The sequence below is a fragment of the Pseudomonas sp. Tav-5-1A genome (assembly GCF_055755055.1).
In genome coordinates this window covers 6,059,095-6,080,544 of the sequence record NZ_CM146901.1, presented here as the reverse complement: position 1 = coordinate 6,080,544, position 21,450 = coordinate 6,059,095, and the positions used below count along the sequence as shown (strand labels likewise).

Here is a 21,450-nt window from a genome sequence, read left to right as displayed (position 1 = left end):
GATGCTCTGGCCAGGGACCGTGGTGGGCGCCGGCGCCGGCTTTGCCATTGCCAGCATCCCCGGGGCGCTGCTGGGCGCCTTGCTGGGGCAGGCGCTCGACCGGCGCTTGCAGTTGCACAGTTGGGGCGAGCTGTTCGACCGGCTGCGCGGCAAGCCGAAGCTGCGCGATGACCAGGTGCTGTTCGTGCTGCTGGGCCGCCTGGCCAAGTGCGATGGACGGGTGGTGCAGCAGCATATCCAGCAGGCGCGCCACGAAATGCGTCTGCTGGGGCTGAACGAGGCGCAGCAGCGGGTGGCCATTGCCGCGTTCAACCGTGGCAAGGGCGGGCGCGACCGGTTGCAGCATCACCTGCAGCGCCTGGGGCATCAGCCCAATTCGGCGGAGGGCGTGCTGCGCGCCTGTTGGCGCATGGTGTGGGCAGATGGCAAGGCCAGCCGCAGCGAGCGCGAGCTGATCCTGCAATGGGGCAAGTGGCTGGGCTGGAGTTCAGTGCAGGTGCAGGGCCTGTCCGCCGATTACGAGCCGGCGCGCAAGCCGCTGGCCACCAGTGGCGGCAGCTATCAAGAGGCCATGCGCCTGCTGGGGGTAGGGGCGACCACTGAGCCGGCGCAGATCAAGCGGGCCTACCGCCGGCTGCTTAGCCGCCACCACCCGGACAAGCTGGCGGGCAGCGGGGCGACCCCGGCTCAGGTGCGTGAAGCGACCGAGCGTACCCGGGAATTGCAGAGTGCCTATGCGTTGATCCGCGAACGTCGGGATTTTCGTTGAGCGCCCTGTGGGAGCGGGTTCTACCCGCGAAGGTTACACCGCGATATGTCTGACGGAACGCGGGGTTCTTTTCGCGGGCAGAGCCCGCTCCCACAACAGGCCCGCATCAATCCACAGGCTTGGGGCTGAGCCAGCCGCGCACGCGGCGGAACAGCTGTTCCTGCTCGGCGGCCTTGTCTGCTGGCAGGGCGTTCAGGGAAATCTGCGTGTAGCCGGTGTCCTTCAACCGCTTGCTGGTCTGCAGGCGCACGCGGGCGGCGTCCTGGGCGGTAGGGCTGTCGCCGTAGTAGATGTCCGCGGTCGGCACTTTCAGGCTGGGCGCCAATTCCTGCAGGGTCTTGCTGGCATTGTTCGGCGTCATTGGCGCCACCATGACCAGGCGCTGGGCATGGGGCTGCGGGCGTTCCTTGAGGTAGCGGGCTGCCCAGTAGGCGCCGGTACCATGGCCGAGCAGCACCACGGTGCGCGACTTCTGCTGCTGGGCGAAGGTCACGGCGGCATCGATGCGCGCGAAGATGCGCTCGGCGTCCGCCTTGGCCAGCTCGTCAGGCGACTGCGGCGCAGCCTTGTCCGGCTCGGTGGCAGTGGCTTGTTCCACGGACGGGTTGGCCGGCGGCGTTGATTTACTGTCGGCTTCCTTGGGCGCGGGCGGCTTTTCCTCGACCCGTGGCTGCGGAGCGTCGGTGCTCAGGTCCGGCAGGCTGATGCTCAGGCTGCTCCAGTTGGCGTCCGGCAGTTTATTGCGGATGGGGGCCACGGCGTTGGGCCAGTCGGCGGTCTCGCCAGTGCCTGGCACTATCACCACGGCGCCGGCCGGGTTGCTGCTGTTGGCCGGCTTCCACAGGGCCAGGAAGCTGTCGCTGCCGGCTTGCAGTTGCTGCTGTTCGTCCTGGGGCAACTGGCGCTCCAGGGCCAGGGCGTCTTCCTGGCTGCGCTCCAGCAGCGGTTGACGCTCGACTTTCGGTTGCTCGGCGGCCTTCTCGGTGGCCGGTTTCTGCGCCGCATCGTCGGCCACTGCCGGCAGTGCCAGGGGCAGCATCAGCGATAGGCAAAACGCTGGCAGCGTTGTGCGGTAGATTGAAGACATCGGATTTTCCACGCCAGGGTAGTGCTGGCAGCCTAATGGTATTTGTCCCGAACCGCCAAATGTAGCGTCGTTCATGGGTGATGAGAGTTGCGATGATTCGACTGTGCTGCGTGCTTATCGGCTGTTTGCTCATTCCCTTGATCGCCCGGGGTGCCCCCGTGACGCTGACGCCCGAGCAGCAGGCGTGGCTGGACCGGCACCGCGAACTGCGCGTGGGCGTGGTGCTGCAGGCGCCGTTCGCCCAGTACGACCGGCGCCTGCAGCAACTGTCCGGGGTGAACGTGGAGGTGATCAACTGGCTGGCCAAGAGCCTGCAGTTGGAGCTGCATTGGCGCAACTTCCCCGACCAGGCCGCCCTGGAACAGGCCCTGCGTGACGACGAGATCGACCTGGCTCCCGGCTTGACCCAGACCCCTGCGGGGCTGCGCCTCTGGCTGTTCTCCGACCCCTACATGCGCATCCCGCAACTGGTGGTGGGCGAGCGCACCGGCGCCGTGGCCGTGGACCTGGAAAAACTCGACAGCAAGGACCGCGTGGCGGTGCGCATGCCCAGCGCAGTGGCCGACTACCTGCGCAGCACCTACGCCAACCTCAACCTGCAGGGCGTGCCCATGGAGCGCCAGGCCTTGCAGCTGTTGGTCGGCCAGCAGGCGCGCTACGCGGTCATCGATGAGGCGCAGCTGGGACGGTTGTCGGGCGAAAGCGATTTTGCCGACCTGGTCGTGGTCGGCGACATCGGCTTGCCGCAACTACTGCGCATTGCCTCGCGGCGCGACTGGCCGCAGCTGGCCGCAGTGCTGCAGGCTGCGTTGCAGGCCATCCCCGGCAAGGACCTGGAACAACTGCATGGCCGCTGGTTGCAGCCGCGCTACCCAAGGCTCACCGAATCCCCAGGCTTCTGGCAGAACCTGAGCCTGCTGTTCGCGGTGCTGGGCCTTTCGGCGATAGCCATCGTGTTCTGGCAGCGGCGCCAGCAGCACTGGCTGGAGGGGCGCTTGATGGAGGCTCGGGACGAGCTGACCCGGCGCCAGGCGGGGGAGGAAGCGTTGCGCCTGACCCAGTTCTCCATCGACCAGAGCACCGTGGGCATCCTCTGGGTCAACTGGGACAGCCACGTGCGCTACGCCAACCGCGCCGCCGAGAGCATGCTGGGGTATGCGGCGGGCGGCGTGTTGAACCGCCCGCTGATCGATTTCGAGCCCAACCTGCACATGGACCGCTGGCTGAACCTGTGGAAGCGCGCCCGCGCCAGCGATGGCGAGCCGCTGAGTTTCGAGAGCCAGTGCCTGCGGGGCGACGGTAGTTGGCTGCCGGCGGACGTGTCCCTGAGCTTCCTGCGCTTTCATGATGCCGAGTACCTGGTGGTCTACCTCACCGATGTCACCGAGCGCCGCCGGGCCATGGCCGCCCTGCAGGAAAGCGAGGCGCGCCTGCAGGGCATTGCCGCCAACGTGCCGGGCCTGGTGTTCCGCCTGGAGCGCCTGCAGGCTGGCGGCCTGCTGGAGTTTGCCTACATCAGTGAGGGCAGCGAGAGCCTGGTGGGCTACTCGCCGGCGGCCCTGCGCCACCCGGACATGGGCCTGCGCAACCTGGTCCACCCCCAGGACCGCGCCAGCTATCACCGCACCCAGGACCAGGCGCTGGACACCGACAGCGACTGGTCGTGGCAGGGCCGTATCCTCACCCGCGAGGGGCTGGAGCGCTGGGCCGAGATCAAGGCCATCTCCCGGGGCCAGGGCGAGGGCCGGGTGTGGGACGGTATTGTCTGGGACATCAGCGAAAGCAAACGGGCCGAGCTGGCGCTGGCGCGTTCCCAGGACCAGCTGCGCGAATTGTCGGCGCACCTGGAGAGCGTGCGCGAGGAAGAGAAGGCGCGCATCGCCCGCGAGGTGCATGACGAACTGGGGCAGATGCTCACGGTGCTCAAGCTGGAGACCTCCATGTGTGAACTGGCCTACGCCAGCCTCGACCCGGGCCTGCAGGAGCGCCTCAACAGCATGAAGCGCCTGATTGCCCAGTTGTTCCAGCTGGTGCGCGACGTGGCCACCGCCTTGCGCCCGCCGATCCTGGATGCCGGCATCGGTTCGGCCATCGAATGGCAGGCCCGGCGCTTCGAGGCGCGCACGCAGATCCCATGCCTGGTGCAGGTGCCCGAACAGGTGCCGGCCTTGTCCGACGGCAAGGCCGTGGGCCTGTTCCGCATCCTGCAGGAGGCGCTGACCAACGTCATGCGCCACGCCCAGGCACATACAGTCGACATTGCCCTGGAAGTCGAAGAGGATTGGCTGGCGCTGAGCATCAGCGATGATGGCCGCGGCTTCGTGGTGGGCAACGGGCCCTCCACCTCGTTTGGCCTGGTGGGCATGCGCGAGCGTGTGTTGATGCTGGGTGGGGAATTGCAGTTGCACAGCGAACCAGGGCAGGGCACGACCTTGCGGGTTCGCGTACCGGTTCATGAGCGAGTGGCGGCGGGGGTAGGGCAGTGATTCGGGTACTGGTGGCGGAAGATCACACGATTGTGCGCGAGGGCATCAAGCAGTTGATCGGGCTGGCCCGGGATCTGGCAGTGGTGGGCGAGGCCAGCAACGGTGAGCAGTTGCTCGACACGCTGCGGCACACCCCTTGCGACGTGGTGTTGCTGGATATCTCCATGCCCGGGGTCAACGGCCTGGAAGCGATACCGCGTATCCGCGCGCTGAACAACCCGCCGGCGATCCTGGTGCTGTCCATGCACGACGAAGCGCAGATGGCCGCGCGGGCGCTGAAGGTGGGCGCCGCCGGCTATGCCACCAAGGACAGCGACCCCGCGTTGCTGCTGACCGCCATTCGTCGGGTGGCCAATGGCGGGCGTTACATCGACCCGGACCTGGCCGACCGCATGGTCTTCGAAGTGGGCCTCACCGACTCGCGGCCGCTGCACTCGTTGCTGTCGGAACGCGAATTCTCGGTGTTCGAGCGCCTGGCCCAGGGCGCCAACGTCAACGACATTGCCCAGCAGCTGGCGCTGAGCAGCAAGACCATCAGCACCCACAAGGCCCGGTTGATGCAGAAGCTCAACGTCAGCTCCCTGGCGGAGCTGGTGAAATACGCCATGGAGCACAAGTTGGTGTGATGCCACCCGGCCCCGCACCGCGGTGTTTGCTGACGCCGCCTGCGGCAGCTGCTACGGGGGGTTTGTCTGTTCGCGACAAGGGCGAATGCCGGTTTCAGGGCATTGCTGGAAAAACATATCTATCCCCGCCAGCTGTGTAGGGCAATCCCTACAACAAGCCTTCCATCGCCCTGAGGCGATTCTCTCCCAGCCCCCGATTTGCGCGGCCTGCAGCCTTCACTAGGCTTAATGCACGGCAGTCAAACACATAGGGCGTGGGGTATGAGCGAGGTGAATTCGAGCGATGTGCTGGTCAGCTTCCGTGGCGTGCAGAAAAGCTACGACGGTGAAGTGCTGATCGTCAAAGACCTCAACCTGGACATTCGCAAGGGCGAATTCCTGACCTTGCTCGGGCCCTCCGGGTCGGGCAAGACCACCAGCCTGATGATGCTGGCCGGCTTCGAGACACCCACCGCCGGCGAGATCCTGCTGGGCGGGCGCTCCATCAACAACGTGCCGCCGCACAAGCGCGATATCGGCATGGTGTTCCAGAACTACGCGCTGTTCCCGCACATGACCGTGGCCGAGAACCTGGCGTTCCCGCTGTCGGTGCGCGGCCTGAGCAAGACCGACATCGCCGAGCGGGTGAAGCGCGTGCTGGACATGGTGCAGCTGGGCAAGTTCGCCCAGCGCTACCCGGCGCAGCTGTCCGGCGGCCAGCAACAGCGCGTGGCCCTGGCGCGGGCGCTGGTGTTCGAGCCGCAGTTGGTGCTGATGGACGAACCGCTGGGCGCGCTGGACAAGCAGCTGCGTGAACACATGCAGATGGAAATCAAGCACCTGCACCAGCGCCTGGGCGTCACTGTGGTGTACGTCACCCACGACCAGGGCGAGGCGCTGACCATGTCCGACCGCGTGGCGGTGTTCCACCAGGGCGAGATCCAGCAGATCGCCCCGCCGCGCACCCTCTATGAAGAACCCCGCAACACCTTCGTGGCCAACTTCATCGGCGAGAACAACCGCCTCAACGGCCGCCTGATCACCCAGGACGGCGACCGTTGCATCGTCGGCCTGGAGCGTGGGGAGAAGGTCCACGCCCTGGCGGTGAACGTCGGCGAACCGGGCGACCCGGTGACCCTGTCGATTCGCCCGGAGCGCGTGTCCCTCAACGGCCACAGCGAGCAATGCAGCAACCGATTCTCTGGCCGGGTTGCCGAGTTCATCTACCTGGGCGACCACGTACGCGTGCGCCTGGAGGTGTGCGGCAAGTCGGATTTCTTCGTGAAGCAGCCAATCGCCGAGCTGGACCCGGCATTGGCCGTGGGCGATGTGGTACCGCTCGGCTGGCAGGTCGAGCACGCGCGTGCGCTGGATCCGTTGTCAGTCGACTAGAGGCGAGCCCAATCGCCCGAAGCAACACTAACCCTGTGGAGAGAACAACACATGCTCAAGCACTTGCAGTTCACCGCCCTGGCCCTGGGCCTGATGGGCGCGGGCCAGGCCATGGCGGCGGCCGACCTGACCGTGATTTCGTTCGGTGGCGCCAATAAGGCCGCCCAGGAGAAAGCCTTCTACCAGCCGTGGGAAAAATCCGGGCAGGGCAAGATCGTCGCCGGTGAGTACAACGGCGAGATGGCCAAGGTCAAAGCCATGGTCGACACCAAGAGCGTGTCCTGGGACCTGGTGGAAGTGGAGTCGCCGGAGCTGGCGCGTGGCTGTGACGAAGGCATGTTCGAACAGCTCGACCCGGCGCTGTTCGGCAAGGAATCGGATTACGTGAAAGGCGCCATCCAGCCCTGCGGCGTGGGCTTCTTCGTGTGGTCCACGGTGCTGGCCTACAACGCCGACAAGCTCAAGACCGCGCCTACCAGCTGGGCCGATTTCTGGGACGTGAAGAAATTCCCGGGCAAGCGCGGCCTGCGCAAGGGCGCCAAGTACACCCTGGAATTCGCCCTGATGGCCGACGGCGTGGCGCCCAAGGATGTGTACAAGGTGCTGGGCACCAAGGAAGGCCAGGACCGCGCCTTCAAGAAGCTCGACGAACTCAAGCCCAGCATCCAGTGGTGGGAAGCCGGCGCCCAGCCGCCGCAGTACCTGGCCTCGGGTGACGTGGTCATGAGCTCGGCCTACAACGGCCGCATCGCCGCGGTACAGAAAGAGAGCAACCTGAAAGTGGTGTGGAACGGCGGCGTCTACGACTTCGACGCCTGGGCCATCCCCAAGGGCGCGAAGAATGCCGACGAGGCACGCAAGTTCATCGCCTACACGGTCAAGCCCGAGCAGCAGAAGATCTACTCCGAGAACATCGCCTACGGCCCGGCCAACAGCCAGGCAGTGCCGCTGCTGGACAAAGGCATCCTGAAGGACATGCCCACCACCCCGGAGAACATCGCCAACCAGGTGCAGATCGACGTGGGCTTCTGGGCTGACAACGGTGAGCAACTGGAACAGCGCTTCAACGCCTGGGCTGCCAAGTAAGCCCAAGCAGGCGGCGCGCCACCGGTGGGTGGCGCGCCTTCAGTTCAAAAGATTCGCGGAGTTGACCATGGCCCTTGCAGTGCCCCTCAAAGAGGTCGCCAGCCCTAACCTGAAACAGCGCCTGGCCCGGGCCGAACGCTTCAACCGTCTCAAGGCCCAGGCGCTGATAGCACCGTTGGTGCTGTTCCTGCTGCTGGTGTTCCTGGTGCCGATTGCGGTGCTGTTGTACAAGAGCGTCGGCAACCCGGAAGTGGTCGAGGGCCTGCCGCGTACCGTCGTGGCGGTGAAGGCCTGGGATGGCAAGAGCCTGCCCGACGAGGCGGTGTTCAAGGCCTTGAGCGATGACCTGGTGGACGCGCGCAAGAATCAGACCCTGGGCGACCTGTCCAAGCGCCTGAACATGGAACTGGCCGGCTACCGCAGCCTGCTGTCGAAAACCGCCCGGGCGTTGCCGTTGACCCCCGCGCCGGCTTCTTACAAGGATGCGCTGGAAAGCCTTGACGAGCGCTGGGGCGACCCTGCGTACTGGCAGGCCATCCGCCGCAACACCAGCAACGTCACCCCCTATTACCTGCTGGCGGCCGTCGACCACCGTATCGACGACCTCGGCGAAGTGGCCCCGGCCACCCCGGACCAGGCCATCTACCTGGATATTTTCGCCCGCACCTTCTGGATGGGCCTGGTGATCACCGTCATCTGCCTGCTGCTGGCGTACCCGCTGGCCTACCTGCTGGCCAACTTGCCGGCACGCCAGAGCAACCTGTTGATGATCATGGTGCTGCTGCCGTTCTGGACCTCGATCCTGGTGCGCGTGGCGGCCTGGATCGTGCTGCTGCAGTCCGGCGGCCTGATCAACAGCGCGCTGATGGCCATGGGCGTCATCGACAAGCCGCTGGAACTGGTGTTCAACCGCACCGGCGTGTACATCTCCATGGTGCACATTTTGCTGCCGTTCATGATCCTGCCGATCTACAGCGTGATGAAGGGCATCTCGCCCACCTACATGCGGGCGGCGATCTCGCTGGGTTGCCATCCGTTCGCCAGCTTCTGGCGCGTGTATTTCCCGCAGACCTACGCAGGCGTGGGCGCTGGCTGCCTGCTGGTGTTCATCCTGGCCATCGGCTACTACATCACCCCGGCGCTGCTGGGCAGCCCCAACGACCAGATGGTCAGCTATTTCGTGGCCTTCTACACCAACACCAGCATCAACTGGGGCATGGCCACCGCGCTGGGCGGCCTGCTGTTGCTGGCCACCGTGTTGCTGTACCTGGTGTACAGCAAGCTGGTGGGCGCCAGCCGCCTGCGCCTGAGCTGAGGAGAATAGGAAAATGCTGAGCCCTTACATGTCCCCCGTGGAGCGGGTGTGGTTCTACAGCCTGCGTATTCTCTGCGGCTTGATCCTGCTGTTTCTGATTCTGCCGGTGCTGGTGATCATCCCGCTGTCGTTCAACGCCGGCAGCTTCCTGGTGTACCCGTTGCAGGGCTTTTCCCTGCACTGGTACCAGGACTTCTTCGCCTCGCCCGAATGGATGCGCGCCCTGCAGAACAGCATCATCGTCGCCCCGGCCGCCACCGTGCTGGCCATGGTCTTCGGCACCCTGGCGGCCATCGGCCTGACCCGTGGGGATTTCCCCGGCAAGTCGCTGGTGATGGCCCTGGTGATCTCGCCCATGGTGGTGCCGGTGGTGATCATCGGCGTCGCCAGCTACCTGTTCTTCGCGCCGCTGGGGCTGGGCAACAGCTTCACTTCGCTGATTCTGGTGCACGCGGTGCTGGGCGTGCCGTTTGTGATTATCACGGTGTCGGCGACCCTGCAGGGCTTCAACCACAACCTGGTGCGCGCCGCGGCCAGCCTGGGCGCCTCGCCGTTGACCGCGTTTCGCCGGGTGACCCTGCCGTTGATCGCTCCCGGGGTGATCAGTGGTGCGTTGTTTGCCTTCGCTACCTCGTTCGACGAGGTGGTGGTGACGCTGTTCCTGGCCGGCCCGGAACAGGCCACCTTGCCCCGGCAGATGTTCAGCGGCATCCGTGAGAACCTCAGCCCTACCATTGCCGCAGCGGCTACCTTGCTGATCGCCTTCTCCGTGGTGCTGTTGCTGACCCTGGAATGGCTGCGCGGCCGCAGCGAGAAACTGCGTACTGCCCAGGCCTGATCGATTGTCATCACGCCGGCCAATGATCCTTCGTTGGCCGGCTACCCCGGCTAGTCTGAATACAGCCCTTGTCTGGAAAAAAGGCCGTATTCATGACCCTCTCCGCTTTCAAGATCGCCAGCAAACTGCTCACCGGCGCTGCCGCCATCGAGCAACTGGATGGCGAACTGACCCGCCTGAACGTGCATAACCCGCTGATTGTCACCGATGCCATCCTGGTGGAGTCCGGCACTGTCGCCCTGGCGCTGGCGCAACTGGGCGGCCGCCGCCATGGCGTGTTCGACCGCGTGCGCCCGGAGCCGGAAATAGCCATCGTCGAGGACTGCATGCAGGCCTACCGCGAGGGCGGCCATGACGGCCTGATTGGCGTGGGCGGCGGCAGTGCCATCGACATCGCCAAGAGCGTGGCCGCCTATGCCGGCCACGACGGTCCGCTGGAGGCCCTGTTCGGCGTGGGCCTGGTGCCGCGCAAGGGGCCACCGCTGATCGCCATTCCGACCACGGCCGGCACGGGTTCGGAAGTGACCAACGTGGCAATTCTCTCCGACAAGGCCGCGCACCTGAAGAAAGGCATCGTCAGCGATTACCTGCTGCCCGACGTGGCGCTGGTCAGCCCGCAGATGACCCTGACCTGCCCGCGCGGGGTTACCGCCGCCAGTGGCGTCGATGCGCTGGTGCATGCCATCGAGTCGTATATCTCGGTGAACGCCTCGCCCATCACCGATTCGCTGGCGCTGGGCGCCATCCGCCTGATCGTGCGCGCCCTGCCCAAGGCCTACGCCAACCCGGCCAACCTGCAGGCTCGCGAGGACATGGCCACCGCCAGCCTGATGGCCGGCATGGCGTTCGGCAACGCCGGGGTAGGGGCGGTGCATGCCCTGGCGTACCCCCTGGGCGGGCAGTTCAACATCGCCCATGGGATAAGCAACGCGTTGTTGCTGCCGTATGTCATGGCCTGGAACAAACTCGCCTGCCTGGAACGGTTTCGCGATATTGCCGTGGCCATGGGGCTGCAGGTGGCGCGCTTGTCCGACCAGGAAGCCGCCGACGCTGCGGTGCGGGCCATGGCCGAGCTGTGCGCGGCGGTGGAAATACCCAAGGGCCTGCGCAGCTTCGGCGTGCCCGAGGCAGCCATCCCCGACATGGCGCGGGAGGCCAGTGGCATCGACCGGCTGATGCGCAACAACCCGCGCAAGCTCAGCACCAGGGATATCGAGCAGATCTACCGCAGCGCCTATTGACAACCCCCGTAGCAGCGGCCGCAGGCCGCGTCCAGGGCCCGGACGCAGCCTTCGGCAGCTGCTACGGGGTTGGTGGTCGACCTTGGCGCCCCCATCCCTACAAGCTGATGTACAATGCGCGCCACCGTGATTCCAGCCCAGAAAGGTGCGTCATGCAGCCCTTTGCAATTGCTCCGTCCATTCTCTCCGCAGATTTCGCCCGTCTGGGCGAGGAAGTCGACAATGTCCTGGCCGCTGGCGCCGACATCGTTCACTTCGATGTCATGGACAACCACTACGTGCCCAACCTGACCATCGGCCCGATGGTCTGCGCCGCGCTGCGCAAGTACGGCATCACCGCGCCCATCGACGCGCACCTGATGGTCAGCCCGGTCGACCGCATCATCGGCGACTTCGCCGAGGCCGGCGCCAGCTTCATCACCTTCCACCCCGAAGCCACCCTGCACGTCGATCGTTCCCTGCAACTGATCCACGACAGCGGCTGCAAGGCCGGCCTGGTGTTCAACCCGGCCACGCCGCTGGACGTGCTCAAGTACGTGATGGACAAGGTCGACATGGTCCTGCTGATGAGCGTGAACCCAGGCTTCGGCGGGCAGAAGTTCATTCCTGGCACCCTCGACAAGCTGCGCGAGGCGCGCGCCCTGATCGACGCCAGTGGCCGTGACATCCGCCTGGAAATCGACGGCGGCGTGAACGTCAACAACATCCGCGAGATCGCCGCCGCCGGCGCCGACACCTTCGTGGCCGGTTCGGCGATCTTCAACGCGCCGAACTACAAGGAAGTCATCGACAAGATGCGCGCCGAACTGGCCCTGGCACGCCCATGAGCGGCTTCGAGCAGCTGTTCCCGGGCAAGCTGCCACGCCTGGTGATGTTCGATCTGGACGGTACCCTGATCGATTCGGTCCCCGACCTGGCCGCCGCCCTGGACACCACGCTGCTCAAGCTCGGCCGCGCGCCGGCCGGCCTCGACGCCGCCCGCACCTACGTCGGCAACGGCGCCCGGGTGCTGGTGCGCCGTGGCCTGGCTGGCGGCATGGACCACGCCGCCATAGGCGAGGCCGACACCGACCAGGCGCTGGCGCTGTTCATGGACGCCTATGCCGGCAGCCACGCGCTGACCAAGGTCTACCCCGGCGTGCGCGAGAGCCTGAAATGGCTGCAGAAGCGCGGCGTGAAGATGGCGCTGATCACCAACAAGCCGGAACAGTTCGTGGCGCCGCTGCTCGACGAGCTGAAACTGGGGCGCTTCTTCAAGTGGATCATCGGCGGCGACACCTTGCCCCAGCAGAAGCCCGACCCAGCGGCGCTGCTGTTCGTGATGAAGATGGCCGGGGTGAAACCTGCCGATGCCCTGTTCGTCGGTGATTCGCGCAGCGACGTGCTGGCGGCCAAGGCCGCGGGCGTGGCCTGCGTGGCCCTGAGCTATGGCTACAACCACGGCAGGCCCATTGCCGAAGAGTCCCCGGCAATGGTTGTTGACAACCTGCGGGGCCTGATCAGTTGCTTAGATCCCACAGCTGAGATAACGTTGGGGGATATCACACCTACCCCTCGCAGAGATTCCATCGTGGTGGTCACTCGCAAACTCTGGATGAAAGTCATCAAGGCCCTGGCCCGTTGGCGTTGGCGCGCCTGACTTTTACCTGGCCGGCCCTGCCGGCGCGTTTGCATACCTGACCGTTTTGTCCCTCATGCCACGAGGCTGATCATGATCCGCGAAGAATTCCTGCGCTTGGCCGCTGCCGGCTACAACCGCATTCCGCTTGCCCGCGAAACCCTGGCTGACTTCGACACCCCGCTGTCGATCTACCTGAAACTGGCCGATGCGCCCAACTCCTACCTGCTGGAGTCGGTGCAGGGCGGCGAGAAATGGGGCCGCTATTCCATCATCGGCCTGCCGTGCCGCACCGTGCTGCGGGTGCATGACCATCAGGTGATCATTACCCGCGACGGCATCGAAGTGGAGCGCCACGACCATGTCGAGGACCCGCTGGATTTCGTCGAGATCTTCAAGGCCCGCTACAACGTGCCAACCATCCCCGGCCTGCCGCGCTTCAACGGCGGCCTGGTGGGTTACTTCGGCTACGACTGCGTGCGCTACGTCGAGAAGCGCCTGGGCAAGTGCCCCAACCCCGATCCGATCGGCGTGCCTGACATCCTGCTGATGGTCTCCGACGCCGTGGTGGTGTTCGACAACCTGGCCGGCAAGATGCACGCCATCGTGCTGGCCGACCCGGCCCAGGCCGAGGCCTACGAGCAAGGCCAGGCGCAGTTGGATGAGCTGATGGAAAAACTGCGCCAGCCGATCACCCCGCGTCGCGGGCTGGAGCTGGATCGTCCGCCTGCCGCGGATCCGGTGTTCCGCTCAAGCTTCACCCAAGGTGACTACGAGCGCGCCGTCGACACCATCAAGGAATACATCCTCGCCGGCGACTGCATGCAGGTAGTGCCGTCCCAGCGCATGTCCATCGACTTCAAGGCCGCGCCCATCGACCTGTACCGGGCACTGCGTTGCTTCAACCCCACGCCCTACATGTACTTCTTCAACTTTGGCGACTTCCACGTGGTGGGCAGTTCGCCGGAAGTGCTGGTGCGGGTGGAAGACAACGAGATCACCGTGCGCCCGATCGCGGGTACCCGTCCGCGCGGCGCCACTGCCGAGGCTGACCTGGCACTGGAGAAGGACCTGCTCAGCGACGACAAGGAACTGGCCGAGCACTTGATGCTGATCGACCTGGGCCGCAACGACACGGGCAGGGTCTCGGAAATCGGCTCGGTGAAACTGACCGAGAAGATGGTCATCGAGCGCTATTCCAACGTCATGCACATTGTCTCCAACGTCACCGGGCAGCTGAAGAGCGGCCTCACTGCGATGGACGCGCTGCGCGCGATTCTTCCGGCGGGCACCCTGTCCGGTGCGCCGAAAATCCGTGCCATGGAAATCATCGACGAGTTGGAACCGGTCAAGCGCGGCGTCTACGGCGGCGCGGTTGGCTACTTTGCCTGGAACGGCAACATGGACACCGCCATTGCGATCCGTACCGCAGTGATCAAGAACGGTGAACTGCATGTGCAGGCCGGGGGCGGTATCGTCGCCGACTCGGTGCCGGCCCTGGAGTGGGAGGAAACCCTGAACAAGCGCCGCGCGATGTTCCGCGCTGTAGCGCTGGCCGAACAAACCTCCCCGAAAGACGCCTGAGGAAGCAGACCATGTTGCTGATGATCGACAATTACGACTCTTTTACCTACAACGTCGTGCAGTACCTGGGCGAGCTGGGCGCGGACGTGAAGGTGGTGCGCAACGATGAGGTGACCATCGCCGACATCGAGGCCATGAACCCCGAGCGCATCGTCGTCTCCCCGGGGCCGTGCACGCCGAGCGAGGCGGGCATCTCCATCGAGGCCATCCTGCACTTTGCTGGCAAGCTGCCGATCCTGGGCGTGTGCCTGGGCCACCAGTCCATCGGCCAGGCCTTTGGCGGTGACGTGGTGCGCGCCCGCGTTGCCATGCACGGCAAGACCAGCCCGCTGGTGCACGAAGACAAGGGCGTGTTCGAAGGCCTGAACCACCCGCTGACCGTGACCCGCTATCACTCGCTGGTAGTGAAGCGCGAAACCCTGCCCGACTGCCTGGAACTGACCGCCTGGACCGCCAACGCCGATGGCTCCGTGGACGAGATCATGGGCCTGCGCCACAAGACGCTGAACGTCGAGGGCGTGCAGTTCCACCCCGAGTCGATTCTTTCCGAGCAGGGCCACGAGCTGTTCGCCAACTTTCTCAAGCAGACCGGCGGCAGCCGTCAGGGCTAAGGAACCATCATGGATATCAAGAGCGCGCTGAACCGCATCGTCGGGCAGCTGGACCTGAGCACGGATGAGATGCGCGATGTGATGCGCCAGATCATGACCGGCCAATGCACCGACGCACAGATCGGTGCCTTCCTGATGGGCATGCGCATGAAGAGCGAGAGCATCGACGAGATCGTCGGTGCCGTCTCGGTGATGCGCGAGCTGGCAGGCCAGGTTGAACTCAAGACCCTCGACGGCGTGGTCGACATCGTCGGCACCGGCGGCGACGGCGCCAACATCTTCAACGTGTCCACGGCGTCGGCCTTCGTCATCTCGGCGGCCGGCTGCACCGTGGCCAAGCACGGCAACCGCGCAGTGTCCGGCAAGAGCGGCAGCGCCGACCTGCTGGAAGCCGCCGGCGTGTACCTGAACCTCACGCCGGTGCAGGTAGCGCGTTGCATCGACAGCGTGGGCATCGGCTTCATGTTCGCCCAGGCGCACCACGGCGCCATGAAGCACGCCGCCGGGCCGCGCCGCGACCTGGGTCTGCGCACCCTGTTCAACATGGTCGGGCCGCTGACCAACCCGGCGGGCGTCAAGCACCAGGTGGTCGGCGTGTTCAGCCAGGCGCTGTGCCGGCCGCTGGCCGAGGTGCTGCAGCGCCTGGGCAGCAAGCATGTGCTGGTGGTGCATTCCAAGGACGGGCTGGACGAGTTCAGCCTGGCCGCGCCAACCTTCGTGGCCGAACTGAAAAATGGCGAAATAACCGAGTATTGGGTAGAACCCGAAGACCTCGGTATAAAGAGCCAGACCCTGCACGGCCTGGCCGTGGAAAGCCCGCAGGCTTCGCTGGAATTGATCCGCGACGCCTTGGGCCGGCGCAAGACCGAAAACGGCCAGAAAGCCGCTGAAATGATCGTACTCAACGCTGGCGCTGCCCTGTATGCCGCCGACCACGCGTCTTCCTTGAAGGAAGGCGTGGCCCTGGCCCACGATGCGCTGCACACCGGGCTGGCCCGCGAGAAGCTCGACGAGCTGGGCGCCTTTACCGCGGTATTCAAGCAGGAGAATGAAGGATGAGTGTGCCGACAGTTCTGGAGAAGATTCTGGCGCGCAAGGCCCAGGAAGTTACCGAACGCCTGCAGCGTGTCAGCTATGCCGAACTGGAGCGCCTGGCCGCTGCCGCCGATGCACCGCGTGGCTTTGCCAAGGCGTTGATCGACCAGGCGGCGACCAAGAAGCCGGCGGTCATCGCCGAAATCAAGAAGGCCTCGCCGAGCAAGGGCGTCATCCGTGAGCACTTCGTGCCTGCCGAAATCGCCCAGAGCTACGAGAAGGGCGGCGCTACCTGCCTGTCCGTGCTCACCGACATCGATTACTTCCAGGGCGCCGACGCCTACCTGCAGCAGGCCCGTGCGGCCTGCAGCCTGCCGGTGATCCGCAAGGATTTCATGGTCGACCCGTACCAGATCGTCGAATCCCGCGCGCTGGGCGCCGACTGCATCCTGCTGATCGTCGCGGCGCTGGATGACGCGAAGATGGCCGAACTGGAGTCCGTCGCCTTTGGTGTTGGCCTGGATGTGCTGGTGGAAGTGCACAACGCCGAGGAGCTGGAGCGTGCGCTCAAGCACCTGAAGTCGCCGTTGCTGGGGGTGAACAACCGCAACCTGCACAACTTCGAAGTCAGCCTGGAAAACACCCTCGACCTGCTGCCGCTGATCCCGCGTGAGCGCCTGGTGGTGACCGAAAGCGGCATCCTCAACCGCGCCGACGTGGAGCTGATGGAAATCAACGAGGTGTATTCGTTCCTGGTGGGCGAGGCGTTCATGCGCGCCGAGCATCCTGGCGAAGAGCTGCAACGGCTGTTCTTCCAGTCTTGACCCGCCCGTAGCAGCGGCCGCCAGGCCGCGTCGGGGTGCCAGGACGATGTCATGTATCGCGCGGCCCATGACGCGGCCTCGCGGCCGCTGCTACGGAGGTCTCATGCAACACCCTCTGCGAATCGACACCCAGGCGGGGCTGCAGGCCGAACAGGAGCTGCTTGCCGCCGTTTGCCGCGGCGAGCAGCCTGATGGCATGCTGTTCTGGCAATCCACTGATCAAACCCTTGTCATGCCCCGGCGCATGAACCGCCTGCCGGCGTTCGATGCCGCCTGCGCGGCATCGGCCGCAGCCGGTTGGCCGGTGCTGCTGCGTGAAACCGGCGGCGAGCCGGTGCCGCAATCGCCGGCCACCATCAATGTCGCGCTGGTGTACGTGGCACCGCGCAGCGAAGGCGACCAAAACCGCATCGAAACCGCTTATCAGCGCCTGTGTCAGCCGCTGTGCGACGCCGTCACGGCGTTGGGCGGGCAGGCGTCGGTGGGCGAGGTGGCGGGGGCGTTCTGCGATGGTCGCTACAACGTCAACATCGGTGGGCGCAAATGGGTGGGCACGGCGCAGCGCTGGCGCCAGGGCCTGAGCGGCACGCGGCCGGTAGTGCTGGTGCACGGCGCGATGCTGATGGACAACCAGCGCGAGTCGATGGTGGCGGCGGTGAATGGCTTCAACCAGGCGTGCGACCTGCCCCAGCGTTGTGACCCGCAGAGCCATGTGGCCTTGCATGAACACTATCCGGCGCCGCAACTGCTGGCCGAATTGGCCCAGGTCTATGGCCGGTTGCTGGCCGAAATTCGCGCCAAGCCCTAGCGTGTGCCGAAGACCACCATGGTCTTGCCCTTCACGTTCACCAGGTTGCGCTCTTCGAGGTCCTTGAGTACCCGCCCGACCATTTCCCGCGAGCAACCGACGATACGGCCGATTTCCTGGCGGGTGATCTTGATCTGCATGCCGTCCGGGTGGGTCATGGCGTCGGGTTGCTTGCACAGTTCCAGCAGGCAGCGCGCCACCCGGCCCGTGACGTCGAAGAACGCAAGGTCGCCGACCTTGCGCGTGGTATCGCGCAGGCGCTGGGCCATCTGGCAACCCAGGGCGAACATGATATCGGGGTGCTGCACCGCCACTTCGCGGAACCTGCCGTAGCTGATTTCCGCTACTTCGCATTCGGTCTTGGCCCGTACCCAGGCGCTGCGCAGCGGCCCGTGGTTGGGCGACTCGAACAGCCCCAGCTCGCCGAAGAAGTCGCCGGCGTTGAGGTAGGCAATGATCATTTCGCGGCCGTCGTCGTCCTCGATCAGAATCGTCACCGAGCCCTTGATGATGTAGGACAAGGTTTCGGACTGGTCGCCGGCGCAGATGATATTGCTCTTGGCGCCATAGCGGCGGCGCTGGCAATGAGCCAAGAGTTTATCGATGTTCTGGATCGGACGCGTGAGCGCAACCATGGCTGAATCCCGGGGCAAGACTGTCTACGGCAAGTGAACGGTAAGGAGTGCTGGCGTAAGCGCCATTGATTTGGCGCCAGCTTATCAGACACGCAAGTTTGTATCAGGCAATTTACTAACCACCTTATCGGCAGGCAACGGCTGGGCTACAGGGCTTATGCAAACTGCTGTGCTAAGCTGGCGGCCTTTTTTACAGTGGAGTCCTGGTGATGAAGGCACGTATCCAGTGGGCAGGCGAAGCCATGTTTCTTGGCGAGTCGGGCAGCGGTCATGTGGTAGTGATGGACGGCCCGCCCGAGAGCGGCGGTCGCAACCTGGGCGTGCGCCCCATGGAGATGCTGTTGCTGGGCCTGGGTGGCTGCAGCAATTTCGACGTGGTCAGCATTCTGAAGAAGTCGCGTCAGCCGGTGGAAAGCTGCGAAGCCTTCCTGGAAGCCGAGCGTGCCACCGAGGACCCCAAGGTATTCACCAAGATCCACCTGCATTTCGTGGTCAAGGGCCGCGGCCTGAAGGAAGCCCAGGTTAAGCGGGCAGTGGAACTGTCGGCTGAGAAGTACTGCTCGGCCTCGATCATGCTGGGCCGTGCCGGGGTGGAGATCACCCACGACTACGAGATCGTCGAGCTGGGTTGAAGCGTGTGGGAGCGGGCAGGGCCCGCCCCCACAGGGCTGGTCAGATGCGATAGGTGCTCTTGGTCATGACCTTGGCCACCAGGCTCATGCCGAACCTGACCGGCGCCGGGAAGCGGAACCCGCCGGCGTCCAGCGCCGAATCGGCGTGCTGCTCTTCATCCACGCGCATCTGTTCGAGGATGGCGCGTGACTTCTCGTCTTCCACGGGCAGTTGTTCCAGGTGTTCATCCAGGTGCTTGCACACCTGGTGTTCAGTGGCAGCAACGAAGCCCAGGCTGACACGGTCGCTGATCAGTCCGGCCACGGCACCTATGCCGAACGACATGCCGTAGAACAACGGGTTCAGTACGCTGGGGTGGCTGCCCAACTGGCGGATGCGTTGCTCGCACCAGGCCAGGTGATCCACTTCTTCCTCGGCGGCATGTTCCATGGCCTTGCGCACCTGCGGCAGCTTGGCGGTCAGCGCCTGCCCCTGGTACAACGCCTGCGCGCACACTTCACCGGTGTGGTTGATGCGCATCAGGCCGGCCACATGGCGGGTTTCGTCATCACTGAGCTTGGGGTCCGGCTGGACAATGGCCGGGGACGGCCGCGACGGCTGGCCGCTGAAAGGCAGCAGCGTGCGCATGGCCGTGTCGGCCTGCAGCAGCAGTCGGTCGAGGGGGGAGTAGTGACGTTCGGTAGCCATTGGGCACCTCCGGATAGAATCACGGGGTGCAGTTTAACTCAAAATACCGTGCCAGAGCCTGCGGCACGTCAACACAATCCTGTGGCCGCTGCCCGAGGCAGCGGCCACAAGGCGATCAGCCCGGCGGCCAGTGCATCTGGCGCTGCCCCAGCACATGCATGTGAATGTGGTAGACCGTCTGGCCGCCCAATTCATTGCAGTTCATGACCACGCGGAAACCTTCCTCGCAGCCCAGTTCCTTGGCCAGGCGCTGGGCGGTGAACAGAATGTGACCGGCCAGGCCCTTGTCTTCCTCGGTGAGGTCGTTGAGGGTGCGGATCGGCTTCTTCGGGATCACCAGGAAATGAACCGGTGCCTGGGGTGCGATATCGTGGAAGGCCAGTACCTGGTCATCCTCGTAGATGATTTTCGCGGGTATTTCTCTGTTGATGATCTTGGTGAACAGAGTATCCACAACGGTTGCTCCATGTTTGACGTCGGGCTCGAGTGTACTCAATGCTCAACGTGGGCGGTAGGCGAGGTTGATGGCGCCGGCGATCTTGCGCACCAGCCAGCGCGAGCCCAGGCGGGCGCCGTAGGTGAGCAGGCGGTTGCGCCGACCGGGGATGATCACCGCGCGGTTGCGGGCCAGGGCGCGCACGGTGAACAGCGCCACTTCCTCCGGGCTGAGCACGCGTTGGCTGTTGTTCAGGCGTTCTATCACCCGCTGCGATGAACGCACCGGGCCAGGGCACAGTACCGACACTTTGACCCCCGACTGGCGCAGTTCCTCGCGCAGCCCTTCGGAGAAACTCAGCACATAGGCCTTGCTGGCCGCGTAGCTGCTCATCCACGGGCCAGGCTGAAAAGCTGCAAGCGAGGCGACGTTGAGGATCTGCCCGCCGCCGTGCACCGCCATGGCGTTGCCGACCACATGGCATAGGCGCGCCAGGGCGAGGATGTTGACCTCGATCAGGTCCTGCTCCTGCATCCAGTCCTGGGCCAGGAAATGCCCGTAGGAGCGCAGCCCGGCGCAGTTCACCAGCAGATCGATATGGCGGCCGCTTTCCTCAAGCTCCATCAGCAGGCCGGACAGGCGCAGGGGTTCGCTCAAGTCGCAGGCACGGAACAGCACCTCCACGCCGAAGCGTTGGGTCAGCTCGATGGCCACCGCTTCCAGGGGGGCGCGCTGGCGGGCTACCAGGATCAGGTTGCGGCCGCGCCGGGCCAGGGCCTCGGCCAGCGCCAGGCCCAGCCCTCGGGAGGCGCCAGTGATCAAGGCGTAACGGGTCATGCAAATCTCCATACGAACGCCCCCGGCCCCGGCTCGTCGATGAGGCGGGGCGCACGGGGGCGTCTACTCAGGGGCGCTAGTCTACCGTGCGCCGCGCAGTTGTGCCGAGTCCTTACACGGCCTGCGCATGATGGGCGAGCGAATTGAAGCCGCCCTTCAGGCCAATGATAAACATCAGGACCAGGAAGGCCACCCACAGCCAGGCCAGCACTTTCACCGCCTTGGTGTTGGGCGGCGCCGGCGGGCCATATTGGTTGGTGCCCGGGTTGCCGGGAACCGCCATGATCACGATGGGGAAGAAGTTGCCTACCAGCGGTACCAGATTCAACAGCCACAGCCAGCCGCTCCAGCCGGCGTCGTGCAGGCGCTGCACGGTGATCTGCACGTTGATGGTCATGAAGGCGGCCAGGGCGATGGCACCGAAGCCTATGCCCAGGTAGCGGGAAATCGACATGAGCAGAATGAACACCAGCGCGGCGGCGCAAGCAGCCAGTACCAAGGCCATGGTCCAGCCCAGGTAGCGCACCCGGCCGATGCGCCCCTGTACGGTCATGACTTTCAGCGGCCCGTAGACGGCAATTGGTGGCCCGACCTCCGACTGCGGCGGCGCATAGGGTGAAAACGGTGGCGGGGCAGGGCTGGGCTCTATTTCTTCCAGGCTCAGCTCCAACGGCGCTTCCTCCTCCAGACGTGCCTCCACGCCGGCACGGTGCAACGCATCCAGGTACTTCTCGGCGGTCTCCTGGGACAGGTTGCGCTTGAGCGCCACTTTGCGCCCGGTGAACAGTTTTTCCACGGCCAACAGATCGCTACGGAACAGCTGGGCCAGGTTGGCCTTGGCAGTTTCCAGGGCGACCCCCGGCAGCGTGCTGCCTTCGAAGACGATCTTGAACAGTGTTGTCATGCTGGCATCCTTGTCGTGA

22 protein-coding genes are annotated in these 21,450 nt (G+C 65.1%); 16 read left to right on the top strand and 6 right to left on the bottom strand.

The features are described from left to right. The first annotated feature begins 1 nt into the window (after position 1). Positions 2-769, top strand: coding sequence for a TerB family tellurite resistance protein (locus tag AC0J42_RS28120; RefSeq protein ID WP_473004667.1), 768 nt, complete (start codon positions 2-4; stop codon positions 767-769). 106 nt (positions 770-875) lie between these two features. On the opposite strand, the gene AC0J42_RS28115 is transcribed toward AC0J42_RS28120, so the two are convergent. After that, a complete protein-coding gene (locus AC0J42_RS28115; RefSeq protein ID WP_473004666.1) occupies positions 876-1,856 on the bottom strand; it encodes an alpha/beta hydrolase family protein in 981 nt (326 codons plus the stop codon). 92 nt (positions 1,857-1,948) lie between these two features. On the opposite strand from AC0J42_RS28115, the gene AC0J42_RS28110 reads away from it, so the two are divergent. The 14 genes from AC0J42_RS28110 to AC0J42_RS28045 all read left to right on the top strand — a co-directional run bounded on the left by AC0J42_RS28110 (position 1,949) and on the right by AC0J42_RS28045 (position 17,299). Further along, entirely contained in the window at positions 1,949-4,342 is a 2,394-nt protein-coding gene (locus AC0J42_RS28110; protein ID WP_473004665.1) for a PAS domain-containing sensor histidine kinase, read from the top strand. Further along, a complete protein-coding gene (locus AC0J42_RS28105; RefSeq protein WP_416427156.1) occupies positions 4,339-4,968 on the top strand; it encodes a response regulator in 630 nt (209 codons plus the stop codon). The genes AC0J42_RS28110 and AC0J42_RS28105 overlap by 4 nt, the downstream gene beginning before the upstream one ends. A gap of 261 nt (positions 4,969-5,229) precedes the next feature. Further along, the gene (locus AC0J42_RS28100) at positions 5,230-6,339 is read left to right on the top strand and encodes an ABC transporter ATP-binding protein (protein ID WP_416427155.1); all 1,110 of its coding nucleotides are present in this window, start codon (positions 5,230-5,232) and stop codon (positions 6,337-6,339) included. A 51-nt stretch (positions 6,340-6,390) separates the two neighbouring features. Further along, on the top strand, positions 6,391-7,425 hold the full coding sequence (locus AC0J42_RS28095) for an ABC transporter substrate-binding protein (protein ID WP_416427154.1): 1,035 nt from the start codon (positions 6,391-6,393) through the stop codon (positions 7,423-7,425). 67 nt (positions 7,426-7,492) lie between these two features. Continuing rightward, positions 7,493-8,740, top strand: a complete 1,248-nt coding sequence (locus AC0J42_RS28090; protein WP_416427153.1) for an ABC transporter permease — start codon at positions 7,493-7,495, stop codon at positions 8,738-8,740. A 13-nt stretch (positions 8,741-8,753) separates the two neighbouring features. Next, positions 8,754-9,578, top strand: a complete 825-nt coding sequence (locus tag AC0J42_RS28085; protein ID WP_416427152.1) for an ABC transporter permease — start codon at positions 8,754-8,756, stop codon at positions 9,576-9,578. Between the two features lie 92 nt (positions 9,579-9,670). After that, on the top strand, positions 9,671-10,819 hold the full coding sequence (locus AC0J42_RS28080; protein ID WP_473004663.1) for an iron-containing alcohol dehydrogenase: 1,149 nt from the start codon (positions 9,671-9,673) through the stop codon (positions 10,817-10,819). 152 nt (positions 10,820-10,971) lie between these two features. Continuing rightward, positions 10,972-11,646: a ribulose-phosphate 3-epimerase gene (gene rpe / locus AC0J42_RS28075; protein ID WP_416427150.1), complete on the top strand. Its 675-nt coding sequence runs from the start codon at positions 10,972-10,974 to the stop codon at positions 11,644-11,646. After that, positions 11,643-12,458 carry a phosphoglycolate phosphatase gene (locus tag AC0J42_RS28070; protein ID WP_416427149.1) on the top strand — a complete coding sequence of 272 codons (816 nt, stop codon included), beginning with the start codon at positions 11,643-11,645 and terminating at the stop codon, positions 12,456-12,458. The genes rpe and AC0J42_RS28070 overlap by 4 nt, the downstream gene beginning before the upstream one ends. Positions 12,459-12,530: 72 nt before the next feature. Next, complete coding sequence (gene trpE / locus AC0J42_RS28065; RefSeq protein ID WP_473004662.1) at positions 12,531-14,021, top strand: anthranilate synthase component I; 1,491 nt, start codon at positions 12,531-12,533, stop codon at positions 14,019-14,021. An 11-nt stretch (positions 14,022-14,032) separates the two neighbouring features. Continuing rightward, positions 14,033-14,632: an aminodeoxychorismate/anthranilate synthase component II gene (locus AC0J42_RS28060; RefSeq protein WP_416427147.1), complete on the top strand. Its 600-nt coding sequence runs from the start codon at positions 14,033-14,035 to the stop codon at positions 14,630-14,632. A 9-nt stretch (positions 14,633-14,641) separates the two neighbouring features. Next, positions 14,642-15,691 (top strand): anthranilate phosphoribosyltransferase, encoded by a 1,050-nt coding sequence (gene trpD, locus AC0J42_RS28055; protein ID WP_473004661.1) that lies wholly within the window; start codon positions 14,642-14,644, stop codon positions 15,689-15,691. Continuing rightward, on the top strand, positions 15,688-16,491 hold the full coding sequence (gene trpC / locus AC0J42_RS28050; protein WP_473004660.1) for an indole-3-glycerol phosphate synthase TrpC: 804 nt from the start codon (positions 15,688-15,690) through the stop codon (positions 16,489-16,491). Before trpD ends, trpC begins: the two co-directional genes overlap by 4 nt. Positions 16,492-16,594: 103 nt before the next feature. Next, positions 16,595-17,299: a lipoate--protein ligase family protein gene (locus AC0J42_RS28045; protein ID WP_473004658.1), complete on the top strand. Its 705-nt coding sequence runs from the start codon at positions 16,595-16,597 to the stop codon at positions 17,297-17,299. On the opposite strand, the gene crp is transcribed toward AC0J42_RS28045, so the two are convergent. Next, positions 17,296-17,934 carry a cAMP-activated global transcriptional regulator CRP gene (gene crp, locus AC0J42_RS28040; RefSeq protein WP_416427143.1) on the bottom strand — a complete coding sequence of 213 codons (639 nt, stop codon included), beginning with the start codon at positions 17,932-17,934 and terminating at the stop codon, positions 17,296-17,298. The genes AC0J42_RS28045 and crp overlap by 4 nt on opposite strands. Positions 17,935-18,143: 209 nt before the next feature. Between crp and AC0J42_RS28035 the strand changes: the two genes are divergently transcribed. After that, positions 18,144-18,566 carry an OsmC family protein gene (locus AC0J42_RS28035; protein WP_416427142.1) on the top strand — a complete coding sequence of 141 codons (423 nt, stop codon included), beginning with the start codon at positions 18,144-18,146 and terminating at the stop codon, positions 18,564-18,566. A gap of 40 nt (positions 18,567-18,606) precedes the next feature. Here the strand turns inward: AC0J42_RS28035 and coq7 are convergent, their stop codons facing one another. The 4 genes from coq7 to AC0J42_RS28015 form a co-directional block, all read right to left on the bottom strand. Continuing rightward, positions 18,607-19,254: a 2-polyprenyl-3-methyl-6-methoxy-1,4-benzoquinone monooxygenase gene (coq7, locus tag AC0J42_RS28030; protein ID WP_416427141.1), complete on the bottom strand. Its 648-nt coding sequence runs from the start codon at positions 19,252-19,254 to the stop codon at positions 18,607-18,609. A 115-nt stretch (positions 19,255-19,369) separates the two neighbouring features. Continuing rightward, entirely contained in the window at positions 19,370-19,708 is a 339-nt protein-coding gene (locus AC0J42_RS28025) for a histidine triad nucleotide-binding protein (protein ID WP_027980374.1), read from the bottom strand. Between the two features lie 45 nt (positions 19,709-19,753). Next, positions 19,754-20,527, bottom strand: coding sequence for an SDR family NAD(P)-dependent oxidoreductase (locus tag AC0J42_RS28020; protein WP_473004656.1), 774 nt, complete (start codon positions 20,525-20,527; stop codon positions 19,754-19,756). 112 nt (positions 20,528-20,639) lie between these two features. Next, entirely contained in the window at positions 20,640-21,431 is a 792-nt protein-coding gene (locus AC0J42_RS28015; RefSeq protein ID WP_416427139.1) for a DUF805 domain-containing protein, read from the bottom strand. Between the last annotated feature and the right edge of the window lie 19 nt (positions 21,432-21,450).